Source organism: Chryseobacterium mucoviscidosis, assembly GCF_002177115.1.
Lineage (GTDB): Bacteria > Bacteroidota > Bacteroidia > Flavobacteriales > Weeksellaceae > Chryseobacterium > Chryseobacterium mucoviscidosis.
The window spans coordinates 71,988-94,524 of sequence record NZ_MVAG01000193.1 but is presented as its reverse complement, the minus strand read 5'-3'; the positions used below and the strand labels follow the sequence as shown (position 1 = coordinate 94,524).

The 22,537-nt window shown below is 36.2% G+C and carries 18 protein-coding genes and 1 tRNA gene; 14 read left to right on the top strand and 5 right to left on the bottom strand.

Annotated features, from left to right (window positions below; translation table 11 throughout):
* Positions 1–217 precede the first annotated feature (217 nt).
* Positions 218–1,630: an efflux transporter outer membrane subunit gene (locus B0E34_RS19915; RefSeq protein ID WP_087712307.1), complete on the top strand. Its 1,413-nt coding sequence runs from the start codon at positions 218–220 to the stop codon at positions 1,628–1,630.
* A gap of 207 nt (positions 1,631–1,837) precedes the next feature.
* Here the strand turns inward: B0E34_RS19915 and miaA are convergent, their stop codons facing one another.
* Positions 1,838–2,758: a tRNA (adenosine(37)-N6)-dimethylallyltransferase MiaA gene (miaA, locus tag B0E34_RS19910; RefSeq protein ID WP_087712305.1), complete on the bottom strand. Its 921-nt coding sequence runs from the start codon at positions 2,756–2,758 to the stop codon at positions 1,838–1,840.
* A gap of 220 nt (positions 2,759–2,978) precedes the next feature.
* Here miaA and B0E34_RS19905 point away from each other — a divergent pair, with 220 nt between their 5' ends.
* The 3 genes from B0E34_RS19905 to nadA all read left to right on the top strand — a co-directional run bounded on the left by B0E34_RS19905 (position 2,979) and on the right by nadA (position 5,602).
* Entirely contained in the window at positions 2,979–3,836 is an 858-nt protein-coding gene (locus tag B0E34_RS19905) for a YicC family protein (protein ID WP_087712304.1), read from the top strand.
* A gap of 76 nt (positions 3,837–3,912) precedes the next feature.
* Complete coding sequence (gene gmk / locus B0E34_RS19900) at positions 3,913–4,476, top strand: guanylate kinase (protein WP_087712423.1); 564 nt, start codon at positions 3,913–3,915, stop codon at positions 4,474–4,476.
* Between the two features lie 106 nt (positions 4,477–4,582).
* Positions 4,583–5,602, top strand: a complete 1,020-nt coding sequence (gene nadA / locus B0E34_RS19895; RefSeq protein ID WP_087712302.1) for a quinolinate synthase NadA — start codon at positions 4,583–4,585, stop codon at positions 5,600–5,602.
* 34 nt (positions 5,603–5,636) lie between these two features.
* On the opposite strand, the gene B0E34_RS19890 is transcribed toward nadA, so the two are convergent.
* Positions 5,637–5,825 carry a hypothetical protein gene (locus tag B0E34_RS19890; protein WP_087712301.1) on the bottom strand — a complete coding sequence of 63 codons (189 nt, stop codon included), beginning with the start codon at positions 5,823–5,825 and terminating at the stop codon, positions 5,637–5,639.
* Positions 5,826–5,844: 19 nt separating this feature from the next.
* A complete protein-coding gene (locus tag B0E34_RS21180; RefSeq protein ID WP_123956714.1) occupies positions 5,845–6,039 on the bottom strand; it encodes a bacteriocin-like protein in 195 nt (64 codons plus the stop codon).
* A gap of 460 nt (positions 6,040–6,499) precedes the next feature.
* On the opposite strand from B0E34_RS21180, the gene thrA reads away from it, so the two are divergent.
* From thrA to B0E34_RS19850, 8 genes are all read left to right on the top strand, one after another.
* The gene (gene thrA / locus B0E34_RS19885) at positions 6,500–8,944 is read left to right on the top strand and encodes a bifunctional aspartate kinase/homoserine dehydrogenase I (protein ID WP_087712299.1); all 2,445 of its coding nucleotides are present in this window, start codon (positions 6,500–6,502) and stop codon (positions 8,942–8,944) included.
* A 10-nt stretch (positions 8,945–8,954) separates the two neighbouring features.
* On the top strand, positions 8,955–9,878 hold the full coding sequence (locus B0E34_RS19880) for a homoserine kinase (protein WP_087712297.1): 924 nt from the start codon (positions 8,955–8,957) through the stop codon (positions 9,876–9,878).
* Positions 9,879–9,889: 11 nt separating this feature from the next.
* Positions 9,890–11,191, top strand: a complete 1,302-nt coding sequence (gene thrC, locus B0E34_RS19875) for a threonine synthase (RefSeq protein WP_087712295.1) — start codon at positions 9,890–9,892, stop codon at positions 11,189–11,191.
* 5 nt (positions 11,192–11,196) lie between these two features.
* Positions 11,197–11,559: a dihydroneopterin aldolase gene (gene folB / locus B0E34_RS19870; protein ID WP_087712293.1), complete on the top strand. Its 363-nt coding sequence runs from the start codon at positions 11,197–11,199 to the stop codon at positions 11,557–11,559.
* Between the two features lie 32 nt (positions 11,560–11,591).
* Complete coding sequence (locus B0E34_RS19865; protein ID WP_087712291.1) at positions 11,592–12,956, top strand: DUF4403 family protein; 1,365 nt, start codon at positions 11,592–11,594, stop codon at positions 12,954–12,956.
* Between the two features lie 21 nt (positions 12,957–12,977).
* Positions 12,978–13,487, top strand: coding sequence for an RDD family protein (locus tag B0E34_RS19860; protein ID WP_087712289.1), 510 nt, complete (start codon positions 12,978–12,980; stop codon positions 13,485–13,487).
* A 56-nt stretch (positions 13,488–13,543) separates the two neighbouring features.
* Positions 13,544–13,614: transfer RNA gene (locus B0E34_RS19855), tRNA-Cys, on the top strand.
* A 488-nt stretch (positions 13,615–14,102) separates the two neighbouring features.
* The gene (locus B0E34_RS19850; RefSeq protein ID WP_076390870.1) at positions 14,103–14,330 is read left to right on the top strand and encodes a hypothetical protein; all 228 of its coding nucleotides are present in this window, start codon (positions 14,103–14,105) and stop codon (positions 14,328–14,330) included.
* A 403-nt stretch (positions 14,331–14,733) separates the two neighbouring features.
* Here the strand turns inward: B0E34_RS19850 and B0E34_RS19845 are convergent, their stop codons facing one another.
* The gene (locus tag B0E34_RS19845) at positions 14,734–19,197 is read right to left on the bottom strand and encodes a GEVED domain-containing protein (protein ID WP_087712287.1); all 4,464 of its coding nucleotides are present in this window, start codon (positions 19,195–19,197) and stop codon (positions 14,734–14,736) included.
* 431 nt (positions 19,198–19,628) lie between these two features.
* Positions 19,629–20,063: a hypothetical protein gene (locus B0E34_RS19840; RefSeq protein ID WP_087712285.1), complete on the bottom strand. Its 435-nt coding sequence runs from the start codon at positions 20,061–20,063 to the stop codon at positions 19,629–19,631.
* Positions 20,064–20,292: 229 nt separating this feature from the next.
* Between B0E34_RS19840 and B0E34_RS19835 the strand changes: the two genes are divergently transcribed.
* Both B0E34_RS19835 and B0E34_RS19830 read left to right on the top strand, forming a co-directional pair.
* Positions 20,293–20,832: a YMGG-like glycine zipper-containing protein gene (locus B0E34_RS19835; protein WP_087712283.1), complete on the top strand. Its 540-nt coding sequence runs from the start codon at positions 20,293–20,295 to the stop codon at positions 20,830–20,832.
* 56 nt (positions 20,833–20,888) lie between these two features.
* Positions 20,889–22,523 (top strand): LIC_10190 family membrane protein, encoded by a 1,635-nt coding sequence (locus tag B0E34_RS19830; RefSeq protein ID WP_087712282.1) that lies wholly within the window; start codon positions 20,889–20,891, stop codon positions 22,521–22,523.
* The last annotated feature ends 14 nt before the right edge of the window (positions 22,524–22,537 follow it).

Below are 22,537 nucleotides of genomic sequence, written 5' to 3'. Positions count from 1 at the left end.
TTAAGTGAGCTACGCTTTAGCAGAATATTTATTAAAAAATCTATTTGATTTTCTTAATTAAAACTTAACACCTTAAATGCTTCTTAATGGTTCAAATAAAAAATAGAGAAGAAACTATTCAAACTAAAATCATAAAAAGCAAAGCATTTTCTCCTACTAAAGACTGCTTTGAAGAAATTTATCAAAGTTTTGTAATCCATTAAAAATTTAAACCTTTATGAAAAGAATAAAAAATATCATCATCACTTTTGGACTGGCTTTGGTTTCAGTCTCCTGTGTGTCGAAACTGGCATATAAGGAGCCTGAACTGGAGCTTCCCGAAACCTTCAAATATACGGCAACAGCAGATACCGCAAGTGTTGCCAACTTAGAGTGGAAACAGTTTTTCAGCGATCCGATGCTGCAAAACTTAATTGAAAAAGGAATTAAAAACAACTACGATTTACAGATTGCTTTGAAGCAGGTTGCTTCATCACAGGAAAAACTGAAACAGGCAAAATATCTTCAATATCCCGATGTTGGTTTCGGAGTTTCCGCACAGATCTCAAAACCTTCCAAAAACAGCATGAACGGACAGAGCTTAAATTTATTTTTAGGAAAAAGCTATGTTGAAGATTACAATGCAGCATTCAATTTATCTTGGGAAGCTGATATTTGGGGAAAAATCAAAAATCAGCAGGAAGTTTCAAAAATGCAGTATCTGCAGACTTATGAAGCAACAAAAGCTATTCAGACGCAGGTTGTTGCAGCCATTGCTCAAGGGTATTACAATCTTTTGATGCTGGATAAACAATTGCAAATCGCCCAATCTAATCTGGAACTCAGCAACCGTACGCTTTCTCTTACAGAAAAATTATGGCAAAGCGGTGACACCACTTCTTTGGGAGTTCAGCAAGCAACCGCTCAGAAACAATCAACTGAATTATTGATTACGCAACTGGAGCAAAACATTGCGATTCAGGAAAATGCGTTGAGTATTCTGGTGGGTGAAAATCCAGGAAAAATCAGCAGAACGATTGAAATGTCTGAAACTTCTTTACCGCAGGACATTTCCGCGGGACTTCCCGCAGCGATGGTGAGTCGTCGTCCCGATGTCCGTCAACAGGAACTGGTTTTACTGGAATCCAATTCTATGGTAGGAATTGCGCAGGCAAACATGTACCCTTCCTTGAAAATTACGGCAAATGGCGGTGTCAATTCATTTAAAATTGATAACTGGTTTCAGATTCCGGCTTCATTGTTCGGTTCTGTTTTGGGAGGTCTGACTCAGCCGATTTTCCAGAAAAGACAATTGAAAACAGATTTAAATGTGGCTAAAATTCAGAGAGAGAAAAATGTTTTGGCGTTCCGTCAGTCGGTTTTAAATGCTGTGGGTGAAGTTTCTGATGCTTTGGTTTCCAATGAAAGTTTAAAAGTTCAGGAACAAAAAGCAACGGAACAGGTGGCAACCTTAAAAAACGGAATCAAAAGTGCCGAAATGCTGTACAAAGGCGGAATGGCAAATTATTTAGAAGTGATAACAGCTCAGGGAAATTCTTTACAGGCAGAACTTAATCTGGCGTCTGTAAAAAGACAGAGATTGAGCAGTATTGTAGATTTGTACCGGGCTTTAGGAGGCGGTTGGAAGTAGTAAATTTAAATTACATTGTTAATGGAATGCGGTCTTTCGGGGCTGCATTTTTTTGTTTAAATTAAATTTTTCTGAACCATTAAGAACATTTAAGGAGTTAAGTTTAATTAAAAAATCAAATAGATTTAATAAACATATTATACTAAAAGCGAAGCTCACCTTAATATTCTTCACCTCTTAATTAAAATCTTAATGGTTCAAAAAGATTTATTTTTGAAATTCCTCATTAATATAACCAATCAAACCATCAAAATCCTCCTGCGAATATCCCAACTGTAAATAATGAATATCATCCGCTTTCCGATACCATGTCAATTGTCGTTTTGCGTATCTCCGGCTGTTTTTTTTAATTTCGGAAACGGCAAAATCCAGATCCCATTCTCCATCAAAATATTTGAATAATTCGGAATAGCCAACCGTATTCAAAGCGGTGAGATGTTTAAATTTCTCAAGACTTTTTGCTTCTTCCAGCAAGCCTTTTTCCATCATGAGATCCACTCTCCTGTTGATTCGGTCGTAGAGTTCTTCTCTCGGCGCTTCAATCCCGATCCGGATGGTTTTAAAATCTCTGGAATCCTGCGAAACAGCTATTTGTTCAGAATATTTTTTATTCGTCTGCCAAATAACGTCGATAGCGCGTAAAAGCCTTCTGTGATTGTGAAAGTCGACTACCGCAAAATATTCGGGATCGAGTTCTTTCAGAATTTCCTGAAGTTTTTCGATTCCTTCTTTTTCGAAAATTTCCTGTAATTTTTTCTGATTGTTTTCATCCGCTTCAGGTAAATCATTCAACCCTTCAATCACTGCTTTCTCATACATCATGCTTCCACCAACCAAAATGACGGTTTCATGTTTTTCGAAAAGTTCACTGATTTTTTTTAAGGCATCTTCTTCATATTGCCCGATGGAATAATATTCTTCAACGGAAAGGTTTCCGATAAAATGATGAGGTGCTTCCGCAAGTTCTTCAGCAGACGGTGAAGCCGTTCCGATTTTCATTTCCCTGAAAAACTGTCTCGAATCACACGAAACAATCTGTGTGCTGAAATGTTTTGCCAGATCAATTGACAGTCTTGTTTTACCAATTCCGGTGGGTCCTACAACAGAAATTAAATTTTTCTTTTTCACCGCGCTAATTTACGAAAATGAGTTTATTTAATTGGCTGGAAGATGGGAAGAACGAAGATGAAAGTTAAAATCGGTATTCAATAATATCCACAACAATCTTCCCGCCCCCTTCTTCCCTCTTCCCTCTTCCCTCTTCCCTCTTCCTTCTCCCCGCCTCCCTCTTTCAACATTAGCCAAACTATACACTTAATTGTTTATCTTTGTAAGACAATAAAAAACTATGATTTTATCAATGACCGGCTTTGGTAGAGCCGAAGACGTTTTTGAAGGTAAAAAAATTACCATCGATATTAAATCACTGAACAGTAAAAGTTTTGATTTAAATATCAAAATTCCTTTAAGATATAAAGAGAAGGAATTTGAGGTAAGAAAAATTCTTAACGACAGAATAATCCGTGGAAAAGTAGACTGCTACATCAATATAGAAAATCTTGAGGAGTCCAACGATGTGAAAATCAATAAAAGTTTAATTGATTCTTACATGAAGGAGCTGAAAAACATCGCTTCAGACGGACCCGATTTCGAATATCTGAAAATGGCAGTGAGGCTTCCGGATGCGATAACTTCAAGACCGGACGAATTATCCGAAGGCGAATGGGAAGCTTTGGCAAAAATTGTGAATGCGGCGGTTGACCGTTTTGAAGAATTCAGAAAAACGGAAGGTAAAATTTTACATGAAGAGCTTGAAAGAAATATTCAGAATATTGATAAATACTTAAGTGAAGTAATTCCGTTCGAAGAAGACAGAATTTCTGCTGTGAAGGAACGTTATCAGAAAACTTTAAAAGAATTTGAGAACATAGATGAAACGCGTTTCTATCAGGAAATGGCTTATTTTACAGAAAAACTGGATATTTCAGAAGAAAAAGTAAGACTTTCCCAACATTTGAAATATTACAAAGAAGTAATGGACAATGAAGATTTCAACGGTAAGAAACTTGGATTTATTTCTCAGGAAATTGGTCGAGAAATCAACACATTAGGTTCCAAAGCCAATCATTCGGAAATTCAGAAACTGGTGGTGATGATGAAGGATGATTTAGAGAAGATTAAAGAACAAACGTTGAACGTACTATAAATTAGTTGATGGTTTTTAGTTGATGGTTGTTGGATTTTTTACTGCTATCAACTATAATCTATCAACCAACAACTATATGAATAAAGTTATCATATTTTCAGCACCGTCGGGAAGCGGAAAAACAACATTGGTAAAGCATTCTCTGGAGGTTTTCAATGAATTGCAGTTCTCGATTTCGTGTACAACGAGACAGCCGAGAGGCAGTGAAGTTCATGCAGTGGATTATCATTTTTTAACGCCCGATGAATTCAGACAGAAGATTGCGGAAGATGCTTTTGTAGAATTTGAAGAAGTGTATACCGACAAATATTACGGAACATTAAAATCTGAAGTAGAAAAGATCTGGAATGAGGGAAAAACAGTTATTTTTGATGTTGATGTAAAAGGCGGAATTTCCTTAAAGAAGTATTTCGGAGAACAGGCTTTGTCGATTTTCATTGAACCGCCTTCCATTGAAGAATTGGAACGAAGATTGATCTCAAGGAACACAGATGATGCAGAGACCATCAAAACGCGTGTGGCAAAGGCAGAAGAAGAAATGTCTTACGCAAAGGAATTTGATAAAATCGTCATCAACAGCGATCTGAGCGAAGCAAAAAAAGAAATAGAAAGTTTAATAAAAAATTTTATTGGAAGTTAAAGACCGGATGATGGAAGCGGGAAGCTTGAGGTTTATTATAAAACGTCAAAATTCTAATTTTTAATTCCTATTTTTTAATTTCTGATTCTAAAACATTGAGGTTGATATGAGTACCGAAACATTAGAAAAAGCTAAATCTGCGATCCCTGTAAGAGGATTTCTGGATATAAAAGATATAGCAATTCCTCAAGGAGAAGAGCTTGTACAGGCGATTCTTAAATTGAAAGAAGAAAAAAATGCCGTTATTCTGGCGCATTATTACCAACCCGGAGACATTCAGGATATTGCAGATTTTCTGGGAGATTCTCTACAACTGGCAAGACAGGCAAAAGATACGGATGCGGACATGATTGTTTTCTGCGGAGTTCATTTCATGGCGGAAGCGGCAAAAATCCTCAACCCGACTAAAAAAGTAGTTCTTCCTGATACAATGGCTGGATGTTCATTGGCAGACGGATGTTCCGGAGAAGGTCTGAGAAAAATGCGTGAACAGCATCCGAATGCTTTGGTGGCAACCTACATCAACTGTAATGCAGAAACGAAAGCGGAAAGTGATATTATTGTTACCAGTTCAAACGCTGAAACAGTAATTGAAGCTTTACCGAAGGACCGACCGATAATTTTCGCACCGGATAAAAACTTAGGAAGATATTTATCTCAGAAAACAGGACGCGATATGATCCTTTGGGACGGAAGCTGCATTGTACACGAAGCTTTCTCTATGGAAAGAATTGCAAAGCAACTGGCAGATAATCCGGATGCAAAATTAATTGCACACCCTGAAAGTGAAGAAGCCGTTTTAAAGCTGGCTCATTTTATAGGTTCCACTTCTGCCCTGTTGAATTATGTTGAAAAAGACGACTGTCAGAAATTCATCATCGCTACAGAAGAAGGAATTCTTCACGAAATGAAAAAACGTGCTCCTCATAAAGAATTAATTCCTGCTTTGGTTTTTGATGAAAGCTGTAACTGCTCGGAATGTTTTTATATGAAGCGCAATACCATGGAAAAATTGTATTTATGTATGAAATATGAGCTTCCGGAAATCATCATCGATGAAGATTTAAGATTAAGAGCTTTAAAGCCTATCGAAGCGATGCTTGATCTTTCTAAAAGTATAAAATAAATAAAAGCACTGTTTTGGCAGTGCTTTTTTGTTTTTAGTTCCAGTTTTCAAAACAGTCTGCGCTTACATCTACACACATCTGGCAATTCTGTGATAATGAGAAGTAACTTGCACATGAAGCTGAATATTCCGGGCCGTCCCCATAATTATTCTGAACAGGACATCCTCCACAGTTTGTTGCTCCTTTAATTTCTTTTAATTTTGATCTTGATAGTTTTTTCATAATAATTATAATTGAGTTTTTAACCTTCTAATATTAAGCAGCTATTGGGATTAGACGGATCGTTGTTAAGATAAAGACATACTCTTCTACCTCTCAGATCTGTACATACCGCACATCCTTTTGGACCACAATCCGAATCTACCACACAATTGTCTGTAATACCTCCGCTGATTGAACGCAGATTCTGCCTGTTCAGTTTTTTTAGATTTTTCATAATAATTAATTTGTTTTGGTGAATGCCTAAAATTAATAAAAAAACACAATAAATCACCTTTTATCGATAAATTAATTCTTATTTAGTAAAAAGTATTTATAAAAAATCATTAAAAATCTAAAATTCAGAAACTTAATAACAAAATTTGTATTTTACAGGATGTTGACTGAATAAAAAAAATTAGTTACAATTTGTGAAACTAATTCAATTAAATTCAAACAAACAAGTTAATTATTCAAAAAAATTTGTACATTTGTTTGTACAGTAATGAATTTATTAATAAAAATATCAGATATTTCCACTCCGATTTTCTCTATTTCGGAAGTATCTTTTGTTTCTATTATTGCTACAACAACTACAACTACCCCATAACGGGGTGCATTTTCACATATCATTATAAGCCTGCGTACTCTTTTTCCTAAAGAGTAAAATTCAATTTTCTATAATTAAAAAACAAATAATGAAAGTTTTAAAATTCGGGGGAACTTCAGTTGCCCATTCACAAAATATAATGTTGGTAGAAAACATTATTAAAAAAGAATCTCAGAAAAACAGAATCGTCGTTGTAGTTTCAGCACTTCACGATGTTACAGATCAATTGATAATGGCTGCAGAAGCCGCTTCTCACAACAATGAAAATTATCTTCATATCCTTAAAAATCTGGAAGAAAAACATTTAGATCTCATTAAAGACCTGATTCCTTTTTCAGAACAAAGTTCATGGCTCAGTTTCGTAAAAAAACATTTTAATGATATTGAGGACATCTGCAACAGCATTTTTATCCTGAAAGAGTTTACAGACAGAATCAAAGATAAAATTACATCGTACGGCGAATTTCTTTCTTCAAATATTATTACAGCCAGACTGAAATCAAATGGTTTGGATGCATTATGGATGGATTCTCACATCGTTACAGACAGCAATTTCACCAACGCAAAAGTAAATTTTGAAGCTACAGAAAATAATCTGACAAAATTTCTGAATGAAAATAAAAATCAGATCATTATTACTCCGGGATTCATTGCTAAAGATGCAAAAGAAAATGCCACAACATTAGGCAGAGGCGGTTCAGATTACACAGCGTCAATCATTGCTTCTGTTGTCCATGCAGATGAACTCGAGATCTGGACCGATGTAAGCGGAATGATGACTTCAGATCCGCGCTTGGTTTCCAACGCTAAGCCTATTGCTGAAATTTCATACTCCGAAGCGATGGAACTTTCTCATTTTGGGGCAAAAGTTCTCTATCCTCCAACCATTCAGCCGGTAATGGTGAAAAATATCAATCTGAGAATTAAAAATACTTTCGATCCTGAAGCTCAGGGAACATTGATTTCTCATCATGTAAAAAAATCTCATTTAGAAAATGAACAAATTGCTGTCGGTGTATCCAATATGAGCCACATTGCTCTGCTTACTTTAGAAGGAAGCGGGATGATAGGCATTCCCGGAGTTTCCGCAAAACTATTTCAATGCCTGAGTCAGGAGAAAATTAATGTCATTTTAATTACCCAAAGTTCTTCAGAACACTCTATCACGATTGCAATCAGCGAAAAGGATATCTTAAATGCAAAAAGTGCCATTGATTCTGCTTTTGAAGATGATTTAAAGCTCAAAAGAATTGATCCGGTAAAAATAGAAACAGATCTTGCGATTGTTGCTTTGGTGGGAGAAAACATGAAAAGCAGAAGCGGCGTAAGCGCCAAAATGTTCGGTTGTCTGGGAAATAACGGCGTCAATATCAGAGCAATTGCTCAGGGATCATCAGAAAAAAACATCAGCATTGTTATTTCAGAAAAAGATATTACAAAAGCGGTTAATGTATTGCATGAAGAATTTTTTGAGTCCGAAATAAAACAGGTACATCTCTACATCTGCGGAACAGGAAATGTGGGAATGAAATTAATTCAGCAGATCTATAGCCAGAACGACTATCTTAAAGAACACCTTTTAGTTAATTTAAGAATTGCAGGACTGTCCAACAGCCGTAAGATGATTTTCTCAGACAAAGGGATTTCAGAAAATGAATTTACTGGCTTCGATCAAAATGGTCAGGAAGCTTCTGCGGAAAAATTTGCGCAGGAAATTATTTCAAGAAATCTAAGAAACTCTGTCTTCGTAGATGTTACCGCCAGTTCTGAAGTTCCGAATATCTATGAGCAACTTCTGAAGAGAAGTGTAAACATTGTTGCATGTAATAAGATTGCCGCTTCTTCTGATTTTGAAAATTATAAAAATCTAAAAAATACAGCCAGAAACCACAGTTGTCAATTTCTATTTGAAACCAATGTGGGAGCAGGATTGCCAATTATCGGAACAATCAATGATCTTATCCGAAGCGGTGATAAAATCACTTCTATTCAGGCGGTTCTCAGCGGAACTTTAAATTTTGTGTTCAACAATTACGACGGAAGCAGAACATTTTCTGAAATTGTGGCTCAGGCTCAAAAAGAAGGTTACACAGAACCCGATCCCCGACTTGATTTAGCGGGAACAGACGTCGCCAGAAAAATTATTATTCTTGCCAGAGAAGCAGGCTATCCCATTGAGTTTACTTCTGTTGAAAATGAAAGTTTTCTTCCTGAAGAATGCATGAAAGGAAGCGTAAACGACTTTTATGATGCACTTTCCAAATATGAAGATCATTTCAGGAATCTTTTGGAGGAAGCAAAAAGTAAAGGCAAAATTTTAAAATATGTTGCAGAATTTAAAGAAGGAAAAGCAAAAGTAGGACTGAAGCATATTGCTCCGGAAAGCGATCTTTTTCACCTGTATGGAAAAGATAATATCTTAATTTTCAAAACTTTGAGATATTATGAACAGCCTCTTGTTGTAAAAGGTGCGGGAGCCGGTGCAGAAGTAACAGCAAGTGGTGTTTTCGCAGATATCCTCCGTTCAGTTTAAAAGTTAGCTTATGAAAAAAGTTAAATTAAAAGTTCCTGCTACCATTGCCAATCTGGTTTGCGGATTCGATATTTTAGGAATGGCAATCCATGAACCGTTTGATGTAATGGAACTGAAACTGCTGGAAACCTCTGAAATCATCATCAGACACACAGACGATTTCGGACTGCCGGAAGAAACGTCAAAAAATGTTGCCGGAAAAGTTTTATTGAAAATTCAGGAGGAATTAAACCTTAAAAACGGCTTCGAGGTAATCATCCATAAAAAGATAAAACCCGGAAGCGGACTGGGTTCCAGTGCGGCAAGTGCAGCAGGAGCCGCTCTTGGAGCCAACTGGTTGCTGGGAAATATTCTCTCTAAAGAAGAAATGATTTATTTTGCCATGTTTGGTGAAGAATTAGCTTCAGGAGTGAAACATGCAGACAATATTACACCCTGTATTTTTGGTGGAATAACATTAATCAAATCTTCAGATCCTATTGATATTATTCCACTGAATGCACCGGACTTATTTGTAACGGCTTTTCATCCGCAAGTCGAAGTAAAAACTTCTGATGCAAGACAGATTCTGAAGAAAAATATTCTTCTAAAGGATGCCATAGAGCAATGGGGAAATATCGCAGGGCTGGTTGCCGGAATCCAGAATAATGATTTCGGACTGATCGGAAGAAGTTTAAAAGATGTGATCGTAGAGCCTGTAAGAAGTATTCTGATTCCTAAATTCGATGAAATTAAAGAAAAAAGTCTCGGTTTAGGGGCTTTAGGCGGAGGTATTTCAGGTTCAGGACCTTCCGTTTTTATGCTTTCCGAAAACGAAAAAATTTCATACGAAATAGCAGAAATGATGAAATCTGTTTACCGTACAATCAACATTGAAAGTTTCGCTTATGTCTCTAAAGTAAACCCTAAAGGAATAGAAATTATTGAAAAATAAAAAATCAGCCTATGAAGTATTATAATTTAAAAGATAAAGAAGAAGTTGTTGATTTCAAAACAGCTACCATAAAAGGACAGGGAAAAGAAAAAGGACTGTTTTTCCCAGAGTATATCCCATTATTTGAAAAAGATTTTATTGAAAATTTAGACCTTTATACCGATGAAGAAATTGCCTACCGATGCATGAAAGATTTTGTGGGAAACGAAATTCCTTCAGAGGTTCTAAAAGAAATCGTTTCGGAGACCATCAATTTTGAAATTCCGTTGAAAAAAATCAATGAAAACATCTATTCTTTAGAGCTTTTTCATGGACCAACTTTAGCCTTTAAAGATGTGGGAGCCCGATTTATGAGCCGCTGCCTCTCCTACTTTCTGAAAAGTGAAAATAAAAAAGTAACGGTTTTGGTTGCTACATCGGGAGATACAGGAGGAGCCGTTGCGAATGGATTTTATAAAACTGAAAATATTAATGTGGTTATTCTCTATCCAAAAAATCGGGTAAGCGAAGTTCAGGAAAAGCAGTTAACCGCACTTGGCGAAAATATTTCTGCTTTAGAAGTTGATGGCAGCTTTGATGATTGCCAGAATTTGGTAAAACAGGCTTTCTCGGACGCAGAAATTAATTCAAAATTATTTTTAACATCTGCCAATTCCATTAATGTCGCAAGATGGCTTCCTCAGCAAATTTATTATCTGCTCGCGCTGAAGCAATGGAAAAAAACAGAAAATGGAAAACCTGTTATTGCCGTCCCAAGCGGAAATTTCGGCAATCTGTGTGCCGGAATTTTAGCTTATTTCCGGGGACTTCCTGTAGAACATTTTATTGCTGCGTGTAACGAAAACGATGTTATTCCCAACTATTTAAGAACACAAAAATTACAGATAAAAGAAACGGTAGCTACGCTTTCTAATGCAATGGACGTAGGAAATCCGAGTAATTTCGTGAGAATTTTAACGCTTTTCGGGAATAAGTTTCAGGATGTAACGGATATAATTTCAGGATATTCTGTGGATGATGAAAAAACCTTAGCATCTATTAAAAATGTATATGAAAAATACAGTCATCTGCTCGATCCTCACGCCGCAGTTGCGTATGCTGCTATGGAAAAACACTTTGAAGATAATCCTAAAAAGGGCTTTATTCTGGGAACCGCACATCCCGTAAAATTTCCTCAGGCAGTGGAAAAAGCCATTCAGACTTCAGTAGATTTACCCGACTCTTTAGAATTATTAATGAAAAAAGAGAAAAAAAGTATTGAAATAAATCCAGATTTTGCAGAATTAAAACGATTTTTGCTTACAGAAATTTAAGAGCTATGAGCACGATTTATTTAGAAAATGTAAAAATATACGCTTACCACGGTGTTCTTCCGGAAGAAAATATTGTTGGTACCTATTATATTGTAAATGCAGAACTTCATACCGACCTCTGGAATGCAGCGGCGTCTGATGATCTGAAAGATACGATCAGTTACGCAGACATCAATGATATCATTCATGAGGAAATGAAAATAAAGTCTAAATTGCTGGAACACGTCGCAGGAAGAATCATCTTTAAAATTCATGAGACATTTCCGCAGGTAGATTATATCAAATTAAAAATAACGAAAACAGCTCCACCGATGAAAGGCGAAATGACAGGAGCAAGTATTGAGCTTGAAAAAAGTTTTAAGCCTTAAATTCTGATATTCATTTATAAAAAATCACACAATTGAAAGTTGTAAAAATAATATTTCTTCTGTTTTGTACGGCTGTTTCCGCACAGACCACGATGAGTTCTGAAGTTCCGAACTATAATTTTCCGAAAGTAAAATCCAGTATTACGATGCCGGTTGCCATTCCGCTTTCAGAGATCAGCAATCTGATTAATGCATCGGTAAAAGATCTGATTTATCAGGACGATTCTTACACGGATAATGACAATGACCAGTTTAAAGTAAAAGTATGGAAAACCGGTCCTATTCGTCTTGCAGGAGGAACGAATCAAAATATATTAATCGAAGTTCCTCTGAAAATATGGGCAGAAAAAGGCATCGGAACATTGGGACTTTATACGTACCAGAATACTACTTTTGAAACGGTAATGTCTTTTAATGCGGTATTAAATTTTCAGAATAACTGGACGATCACGACCAACACAAAACCTAACGGTTTCCGATGGGTAACCAAACCGGTTCTGGATTACGGGAGAATTAAAATCCCGATTACTTCTCTGGTGGAAAAGAGTCTGGTGGAACAACAGCAGAAATTCTGTAAAACCATCGACAGCCAAATGGCAACCCAGCTCAACTTTCAGCAATACGCCGTAATGGCGTGGAATGTTTTTGCACAGCCTTTTAATATTTCTGAAGAATACAAAACGTGGCTGAAAGTTTCTCCGGTAAAGGTAAACATCACTCCTCTAAAATTTTACGCCAACCAGATTGATACCAACATCGGGATTGATGTTTTTTCTGAAACATTCACGGGAAGTCAGCCCGGTTCTTCACCGGCGATAAAGTCGGCTCCCGGTTTCACTTTCATTCCGACTTTGGGAAATCAGTTTCTGCTTCAGACAACCGCCAATATTCCGTTTACAGAAGCGACCAATATTGCGAGAAATATGTTTCTGAATAAGGAATATGATGTAAGAGGTTCATCCGTAAAAATTAAAGATATTAAAGTATATGGCGTTGATGATAAGGTGATGATAGAAGCGGAAACCGAAGGATATGTAAACGGAAAAGCTTTTATTTCAGGTATTCCGGTGTATGATGAAGCCAAAAAGAAAATTGTATTGTCCAATACAAAATTCAACCTGAAAACGGCAAATTTCCTTCAAAAAACAGCTACTCTCCTTTTCAAAGGACGAATCGTAAAAATGATTGAAGAAGAATACGGAATTCCTACTCAGGAACTGGAAAACAGTTCAAAGAAAAGTATTGAAGAAGCATTCAATAAAGAATATTATAAGGGCTTAAAAATGAATGGAAAAGTATTCAGCCTCAAACCCAGCAAAATCCTACTCAATCCTTACGGAATTACTGCCGTTATTGATACTAAAGCTACCTTAAAATTAACACTAACAGGAATTTAAAATTATTAAAAACTAATACACATGAGAAAGTACCTTAAAATTGTGGATATCCACAGAGCAACGAAATGGCAAAGATTTGCAAATCTTTTTATTGATAAACTGGTGATGAATCTGTTCTTCTTCCTTCTTGGTATTGCTTTAGTTTTTATTGATAATGTTTTTGGAATGTATTATTTCACTCCAATGATTTATAAACTATCCGGAATTGGGCGTCTTGCCGATATCATCCTTACTTCGGTTGTATATTTTCTATATACTTTTCTTATGGAATATTTTACAAAAGGAAAAACAATAGGCAAATATATTACAGGAACGAAAGTTATTATGACAGACGGTACATCTCCTACTTTACAGGATTATTTTATACGGAATATTTCAAGACTTGTTCCTTTTGATGTACTTTCTTTTCTTGGCGAAAACGGATGGCACGACAGTTGGAGCGATACAAGGGTAATTCATACTAAAAATTATGAGACTGAAAGACAGGCAAAAAGCGAAATAGAGAGCATTGGCACGAAAGAAATTGCTTAAAAATTTTTGTTCGAAAATAAATTTTACTATATTTGCACACCTCAAAAATGGTAAATGGTACTTTGGCCGAGCGGCTAGGCAGTGGTCTGCAACACCATCTACAGCGGTTCGAATCCGCTAGGTACCTCTTTAAAATCCCTAAATTGCTGTTTAAGCGTTTAGGGATTTTTTTTATGATTTCCAGACCTTTTCCCGACAATTTCTCATTTTACAGATTTTCGCACCTGAAAATAAAAACTTCCCAGAAAAACTGAGAAGTTTCTAAAACTGTTAAAACGAATGGAAATTGAAGTTTTAAAGCTACAATAAAACTATTTTTTCTGATATGATCTGAGTCATAATAAAAAAAACCTCTCACTAATGAGAGGCAAACTTACTGAGATACTAAAACATTTAAATGTTATTTGTTAAATTTAGTTATTACTATTCTTGTATCATATGACTCTGATCATAGAAATAGTTCTAATTTAAAAACGAAAAACAAATCATCAATAAATTGGAATACAATCAATTAAACAATACATTTATAAAAAAATTAGATATTGCATACAAAATTTCTTCGTCAGGACACTTTTTTTTCACTTAATAATGATTAAATTTGCGTAAACTAAAATCATGACATTTAACGAAGCATTAAAACACAAGAAGAACATTTTAAAAAATTCCAGCGAGTTTACAAAAACACTGTACGATTACATTATTATTCCAAGTATCGACGAAGAAGGCCTTAAGTACATTGAAGAGTTTAAAAAATCGCCCGATTTGTTTATGGATGAAAGCTGTAAAAGGTACAGCAGTAACGACAGGTTTAAAGTGTTCTTATTTGCCAAAAACCAAAACTAAAAGCTTCTATTCTTCTTTCTCTCTTGCTATCTTTTTTAAACCAATAAAAAATCCCCGTATTTCTACGAGGATAAAAACTAATAACCATGAAAACTCAAATTAAACATGAGTGACTGCAAATTTATGAAATGTTAGTTTTACATACATCTATATGAAATATTAATTTCATCAATTAACAATTTTTATTAAAGATTAAAAAACTGTTAATTTCATTATAACAGGATATATTTTCTTTTTTACCTACCCTAACTTTCTTTTATTGCTGTAATTACCGGCATATAACAAATTAACCATTCTACAATCATCGAATTTTTTCTATAATTCATGTTTTAACATTTATTAACAAACCAAAAAAATAAGCCTTCATTTCTGAAGGCTTATCATGTGTAAATTATTAATTATTTTATTCTTTAATGAACTTCTTTTGTACAGTTCCTTTAGAATCCTCAATATCGATTACATACACTCCGTTTATCAGGTTATGAACGTCGATCTTATTGTTTAAGATAATACCGCTTGATACCACCTGTCCGGCTGAATTATAAATCTTATAATTCCCTCTCGCACTAATGTTCTTAACATTTAATATTGTGCTAACCGGGTTCGGATAGATTAATATATCAGACTGATTGATTGAATTAGGAACCGGAAGCTTAGAAATTCTTACCGTGTAATCTTCTACTTCACCATCTGGGAAGTTGGTACAGTTTACCGGAATGATATCTTTGCCCATTGCCACTCTCATCACTACATATTTGTAGTCTACCAGACTGATGAATGCATCTGCAGGTACCGTAAATGTTGTACTTGCCGTAGGATTGCTGTTTGGTCCGTCAGCAAGGATTCTTTCGTTGATATCGAAGTATCCGTTTCTGTTGAAATCGATCCAGACTGCAACACCCGCTTTATTGTTTCCTGCTAATTTTTTATCGATCACGATCTTGTTATCCGTAGATCCCTGAATCAGCTCGATAAATTTAGCTGGAACTCCTGTATAATCTGAATAATTAGATCCTACAGAAATATTTGTCATCTGAGGTTTACCGTTTGGCGTTACCGTTACTTTAGAAATATATTCTGAAGTTATAGCTCCTGTTGATGCCATCTGACAATAAACAATCGTTGGCGTTGTGAAGAAATACGGCAGTGTATACGTTCCCGGAGTTCCGCTGCAAACGTTGGCTACCTGCATTTCATACTGTGTCAATTCAGATAAACCTGTAAGGGTAATCGTATTGGTATTAGACGGTACCATCGTCCAGCTCGGAATTCCTACTTTTCTGTATCTTAAGATATAAGTAGCTCCCGGGAAAGGATCCCAAGTTACCTGAGCTGTTGTAGGAGTGATCGCTGTAATGGTAAGTCCCGGAGGAGGCAACTGACACGTTCTTTCCGTTGTAAATACTTTAGGATTAGACCAAGTATTAACAGTCGTTTCACCGTTACAGATATTCGCCACCTGTACTTCATATGTAGTATACGGAGTTAATCCGGTAAGTGGATATGTATTTAAAGGAGGTGCAGTAATACTCACAGTAGTCCATGTTCCTGTACTTACAATTCTATATCTGATTACATAAGTAGCACTCGCCACAATAGGAGCCCAAGTTACGATTGCAGAGTTTGTGGTAATATTACTTATGGTTACATTCGGAGGTGTAGGATCACATCTCGTAGTAAACACAGCCGGAGTAGCAGTACCTTCGGTATTGTTACAAACAGCAACTACCATTACATCATATTTTGTAGCCGGATCTAAACCTGTAGTTATGGTATAAGATGTAGCCGGTGGTGCTATTACAACTGAGGAATTCACCCATGCTGTCGTTCCGTTCTTTCTCCAGTATACTTTATAACCAAGGTTATCAGGAGAAGGAGTCCAGTGTACAGTCGCTGCATTATGAGCAATTGCATCCACATATACATTCGTAGGTGCTGTTGTAGAACATGGCTTAATGATAAATGTAAAGTCTACATAATTACCATAAGGAGCCGGTCCGCAAGGCGTAATTGTACCAATATAAGACGCTGCAAATCTTGCACGGTAAGATCCCGAAGGACGACCTACCGAACTTACAGGAGCGTTGGTTACAGAATTTACATAACCCCCTGAATAATAAACCTGCTCAGTAGCCGGATCAAACACCAAATCATTATTCCAGTCGATCCAGATATAATAGTAATAAGAGCTTGTTCCTGCATTCATCGAAACGTTAGCAATTCCTCCAGGCAATACAGAGAAACTTGTCGCTGAATTATTTACATATGCACTGTAACTTGTAGCAGTATAATTCAGATTTGTAAATCCGTTTGTAGAAGTAATTGTTTTTAAATAATTTGTTGTTGATGATGAACCTCCCGTTGGCAAACAATAATTTGTATACACCGTACGAGGTCCGGACCAATAACTAATATCTGAAGCACTACATCTTGCTCTTACCCAGAAATAGTACGTTGTACTTGAAGCTAGCCCTGTTACCAATTGACTAGGTCCCGGAACTCCTGTGAACTGAGGAACAGTTGCTGCTGTAGGGGCAACTCCTGTAGTGTTGTAATAAACATCATAGCCATTTGCCGGTGGCGTAGCCGGAACCGTCCACTGTATTGTTGCACTTGATGTTGTTGCGTTTGCAATCACAAGACCAGTTGGAGGCAGACACGTAGGAGGCGCTACAACAGATAATGTAAAATCTACATAATTTCCATATGCAGCAGGTCCGCAAGCACTGTTTGCTCCAATAAATGATGAAGAAGTACGAACTCTGTAGTTTCCTAAAGCCTGCCCTGCAGGGATGGCAATATTTGCTGTTGCAGTTGATGTATACGTTGTTGTTGCCAGAATAGTTTCTCCCGGATCATTAAAATCTAGGTCATTATTCCAGTCTACCCATACGTAATAGTAATAAGTACTTCCACCAGATGTCGCTAAATTTGTTGTTACCGTAAATCCTGGAGAACTCAAAACAACACTAGGAGTATTTACATACGCCTGATACGACGATGCCGTGTAAGCTAAATTAGTCCATCCACCAGTAGTCGTAATATTATTCAGATAATAAGTAGTAGAAGAAGAACCTCCTGTAGGAACACAATAGTTTGTGTAAACCGTACGAGGTCCGGACCAATAACTAATATCCGAACTGCTGCATCTTGCTCTCACCCAAATATAATACGTTGTACTAGCTGCCAAACCGGTGATCAACTGGCTAGGTCCTGTAACACCAGTATACTGAGGAACAGTTGCTGCTGTAGGAGCAACTCCGGTTGTATTGTAATAAACATCATATCCGTTTGCCGGCGGTGTAGCCGGAACCGTCCACTGTATTGTCGCACTTGAAGTTGTCGCATTGCTGATAACAAGACCAGTTGGAGGTAAACATGTTGGAGGCGCTACAATAGATAAAGTAAAATCTACGAAGTTTCCATACGGAGAAGGTCCGCACGAAGTATTAGCTCCGATAAATGATGATGAAGTACGAACTCTGTAATTTCCTACAGCCTGTCCCGCAGGAATAACAATATTCGCAGTTGCAGTTGCAGTGTAACTTGTCGTTGCCAGAATTGTTTCTCCCGGATCATTAAAATCAAGATCATTATTCCAGTCTACCCATACGTAATAATAATAAGTACTTCCACCTGATGTAGCTAAATTAGCCGTCACCGTATTTCCCGGAGAACTCAATATTACTCCTGGAGAATTTACATAAGCCTGATAAGAAGTAGCGGTGTAAGCAAGATTGGTCCATCCACCGGTTGTCGTAACATTATTTAAATAATATGTAGTGGAAGAAGTACCGCCTGTAGGAGTACAATATCCCGTATAAACACTAATAGGTCCAATTAATGAACTTTGAGTTGTCGAGCTGCACTTTGCTTTAATCCATACATAATACGTGGTATTAGCAGCTAATCCCGGTATAGTATAACTTGTAGCTGTTCCTGCAATACCTGTAATCTGTGGTGTAGCAGGAGCCGTTGTTGTCGTACTGTAATAGATCTCATATCCATTTGCAGGAGGCGTTGAAGCAGCCGCCCAAGTAACCGTAGCACTGTTTGTAGTAACTCCCGAAGAAGCAAAACCAGAAGGTCCGAAACAAGATGGCGGAGTCCATGTATAGATAAGTCCATCCGAAGGCATCCCCGGAGTTGCAGCGGTTGTATTGAAAGATTGGGTGCTGCTGTTCGCTGTTGCCAAAGTAGAAGCCGTAAACAAAGCAGTGGTAGCATTCAGTCTGTGATTAAAATCAGCGTTGGTAGCCCCTCTTAATCCCGCCTGAATTGTTCCGCTTACAGAAGTAGTACCCGCAAGATAACTTCCTCCTTTATATACTACTGCAATCGTGTTTGTAGTTTCTCTAAGTCTGATCTGAAAAGAAAAAGTATAAACACTGGTTGTAGAAGTAGAATAAGAAGGTCTGAAGTCTGACCATTGTACTACAATCTCTCTGTTAGGCGCTGTACCTACAACAGCCCAACTGATGCTTCCAGTTTTAGAAGCAATATTAAAAACTGAATTTAAGTCTCTACCCCATGCAGAAACAGCTCCTGCATAAGCCTCCGTGCTGGAAATCGGGCTGTAAGTAGCCGTTCCCGGAGCGGTGGCTCCGAAAGTAATAAATCCGTTTGTTGAAACATTGATGGAAGAATAATTGCTTCCGTTAAAGGAAACAGGAAAAGGAAGAGTAACCGGATAAACAACATTGTCTAATGATGCCGCACCTGTGTTTCCTGTAGCTGTTGCCAAAACCGTTGCCGAACTTGGCAAATCTGTATAGGTTCCCGTAGATTGCGAAAAACTATAAGAATTTACCTGTGCACTCAGTATATATGAAAGTGCCAAGAAAAAAAACAATAGATATTTTTTCATATTAATACATATTAAATCCTCTTAGGATATGAAAGTTATAAATTTTATTTAAGAAATCTTCTTTCGGATAAGAACTATCCGGGAAATTGAATTTGTGATAAAATTGAAAAAAAGTAAAAAAATTCACCATAGGCAGAAAATTTATTGTTGTACTGCAAATCTAATTCGTTTTTTAATAATATATAGTATAAATTACAATCTTTTTTGCAGAAAACGCATCAAAATTTAACTATCTAAATCATTCACACAGTCAAATTTGTTTTTTAATAACGTTATCTTTTCTGTTTTAGTATAAGTGTTTTATGAATTTGTAAATTCAAATTAAATACGAAGAACTCAATACATATAAAACAATCCTTTATTGTCATAAATAAAAAAGCCCCCTTACTCAGGAGGCTTAAAATACTTGCTAATTTGTAAATAAGTCTGCACTACTCTTCCCAGGCAATAGGAACATAAATGGTAACATAACCATCCGCATCCACTTGCGCTTCAGAAACCTCTGCTGTTACAGAACCATAACCTACCCATCCTCCCTGTCCTTGTGTCGCACTGAAGGTATACGTTCCCGCAGGAAGACCATCAAAATACTGAGGCAAAGACTGCATTCCGCTTCCGCCATACGTTTCAAAAGTTTCTCCGGTTACCGTATTGGTTGCTACAAAATTTCCAAGATCATAGCTTCCCGAAAGTGTTTTAGAACCATTCTGACCCTGTAATCCAAAACGGATTTGATACGTTTCTGTCTGAGAAATGTTTTTAGATGGTGAATATCTTTTTTCAGAACCACCATTAAATGTCGAAAAAGAACTTACGACAGCAATTACGCCTGCAAAAAGCATAATTTTTACAATTGATTTTTTCATAATACTGTAATTTGGTATTTCAAAGATAAAGAATTCATATTAATTAAATTTTAAGCAAAAATCAACAATTTTTAACAGCATAAAATCCATTATGGATAAAGGATTTACATTAAAAATTTAAGATTTGTTAAAAAATTTTAACATTGCTTAACTGAATTTTGGCTTCAAAATTGAAAACAGTATAACATCGAAGTTGGATTGACTTAAAATCCTTATAAAAATTTGAGTTATGAAAAGTATAGTATTAACAGGATTGATGTCGGTATTTTTACTGACTGCCTGTAAAAAAGACGACCAGATAGCCCAACAATCTTTGGAACAGCAGAAAATGGAGTTCCAGATGAGACAGTTGGAAATTGAAAAACAGAAATTAGCCATTGAGAAAGAGAAAATGGCTTATGAAGCACAGAAAAAAGCAGACAGTGTTTTAGAAATACAAAAAGCAAGAACTGCTGCTGCCAATGCAAAACCACAAGTGATAAGAGAAACCCGTACTGTTTACAGAGACAGACCTAGCCAGAGCTCAGGTTCGAGTAACGGAAGTTATGCCAATAACGGAAGTTCCCAGACTACTGCTAAGAAAAAAGGGATGAGTGAAGCGGCTAAAGGTACCATCATCGGTGCTGTAGGTGGAGCGGCTTTAGGAGCTATTGTTAATAAGAAAAGTCCGGGAGCCGGTGCAGCCATTGGGGGTGTAATCGGTGGGGCTACAGGATATACTTTGGGTAGAGCGCAGGATAGAAAAAGCGGTAGAGTACAGCCAAGATAAAATTATATTTTCATCATAAAAGAGAAAGATTGCTTATTTTTAGGCAATCTTTTTTTATGATTCTACTTTTGCTTTCCACACTTTTACTCATTCCTGTTTTAATGGGAACAGGGAAAATTGTAGAAAATTTTTCAGGAAAATTAATTGAAGGAATATCCGGAAAAATTCTTTTAGGAATTCTTGGAATAAGCTTATTGTGGACAATTCTTGCATTTTTTATTCCTTTAAACCGTTATGTAGAATTTTCTACTATTGCAATAGGACTGATTTATTTTTTTAAGGATAAACTTTATAAAGATTTTACTGCCTCTTCAAAAAAAGATTTTTCGCTGATCTGCTTAGTTTCATTAATTATTTTATTCAGCGGATCTTTTTATCCCTATATTTTAGACCATTTCGGATATTATGTTCCCACCATAAAATGGCTGAAAGAATTGGGTTTGGTAAAAGGAATATCCAACCTCGATCTCACATTGGGACAAATGTCGGTGTGGCATATTTTTCAGGCAGGATTTTCAAATTTCACTGATCCGTTTTTAAGAATCAATTCTGTTGTACTGATCATTTATACCTTATATATAATAGAAAAGAAAAGCTGGATTCAGCTTTGTTTTATTCCGGTTTTACTATTTTTCTGTCAGTCACCAAGTCCGGATTTGCCTGTTATTGTTTTTTCACTTATCATTCTAAATGAAATTTTAAAACAAAATAAACAAACCACTCTCCTATTTGCTTTTTCAGTTTTTGTTTTTACCATTAAACCCACCATGATCTGGCTGCCGGTTTTGAGTTTTCTCTACTCTGTTTTTATTTTGAAATCCAACTTAAAAAATTTAATCTTCGGAATTTTAATCGGTTTCCTGTTTTTCATTAAAAATATTTACACATTCGGATATCCGGTTTTCCCTGTTTCAATAATAGATTTAGGAGTAAACTGGAAACCCAATCCTGAAATTTTAAAAATATCTTCTCAGTTTGCTATTCAGAAAACATACGACATGCAGTATTCGTATGAAGAAATTCAGAAATTTTCTACCATTGATTACATCAGAAACTGGCTTTTTCTCAATGGAATCAAAGCAAAAATAAATCTTCTTTTTATTGTAAGTCTGATTATTTTCGTTGTTTTTACCTTCATCAAAAAAAACAGAATCATTACTTTCATCTGTATCTCGCTGATCGTTAAAAGTGTTTTGGTTCTTCTTTTTTCAGCGCAGTACAGATTTTTTATGGATGTCTTTTTCGTGATCTTCTTTATTTTTTTCAGAGATTATTTTAACCAGAAAAAATCGGTAGCGGTATTTTCTGTTTTAAGCATCCTCTTTATTAGCTTTTTAACTTTCCCGAATATTTTAAAGACCTATTTTCCAAGCTTCAATCCGGGAAGTTTTATGGGAAAATTTGAAAAAGAACAGTTGTACAACCCTTCGGTCTATGAAAGCACAAAGTTTAATTCTTTCAGGGTTGGCAATTTAAACTTTAATGTTTCTTCTAATTATCCTTTTAATTATGATTCTAAGCTCCCCGCTATTTCCGCAGGTTATGTTTCACAAGATGAAAAACTCGGGATATTTCCTCAATTAATTGATGATAAAAACCTGAAAAAAGGATTCGTCTGGAAAAAATTAAACAATCAGGAAAAAAAACAGGCAAAATCTGTTATTTATACTATCAATCCTCTCGGTAAATAGATCATATTTCGGGA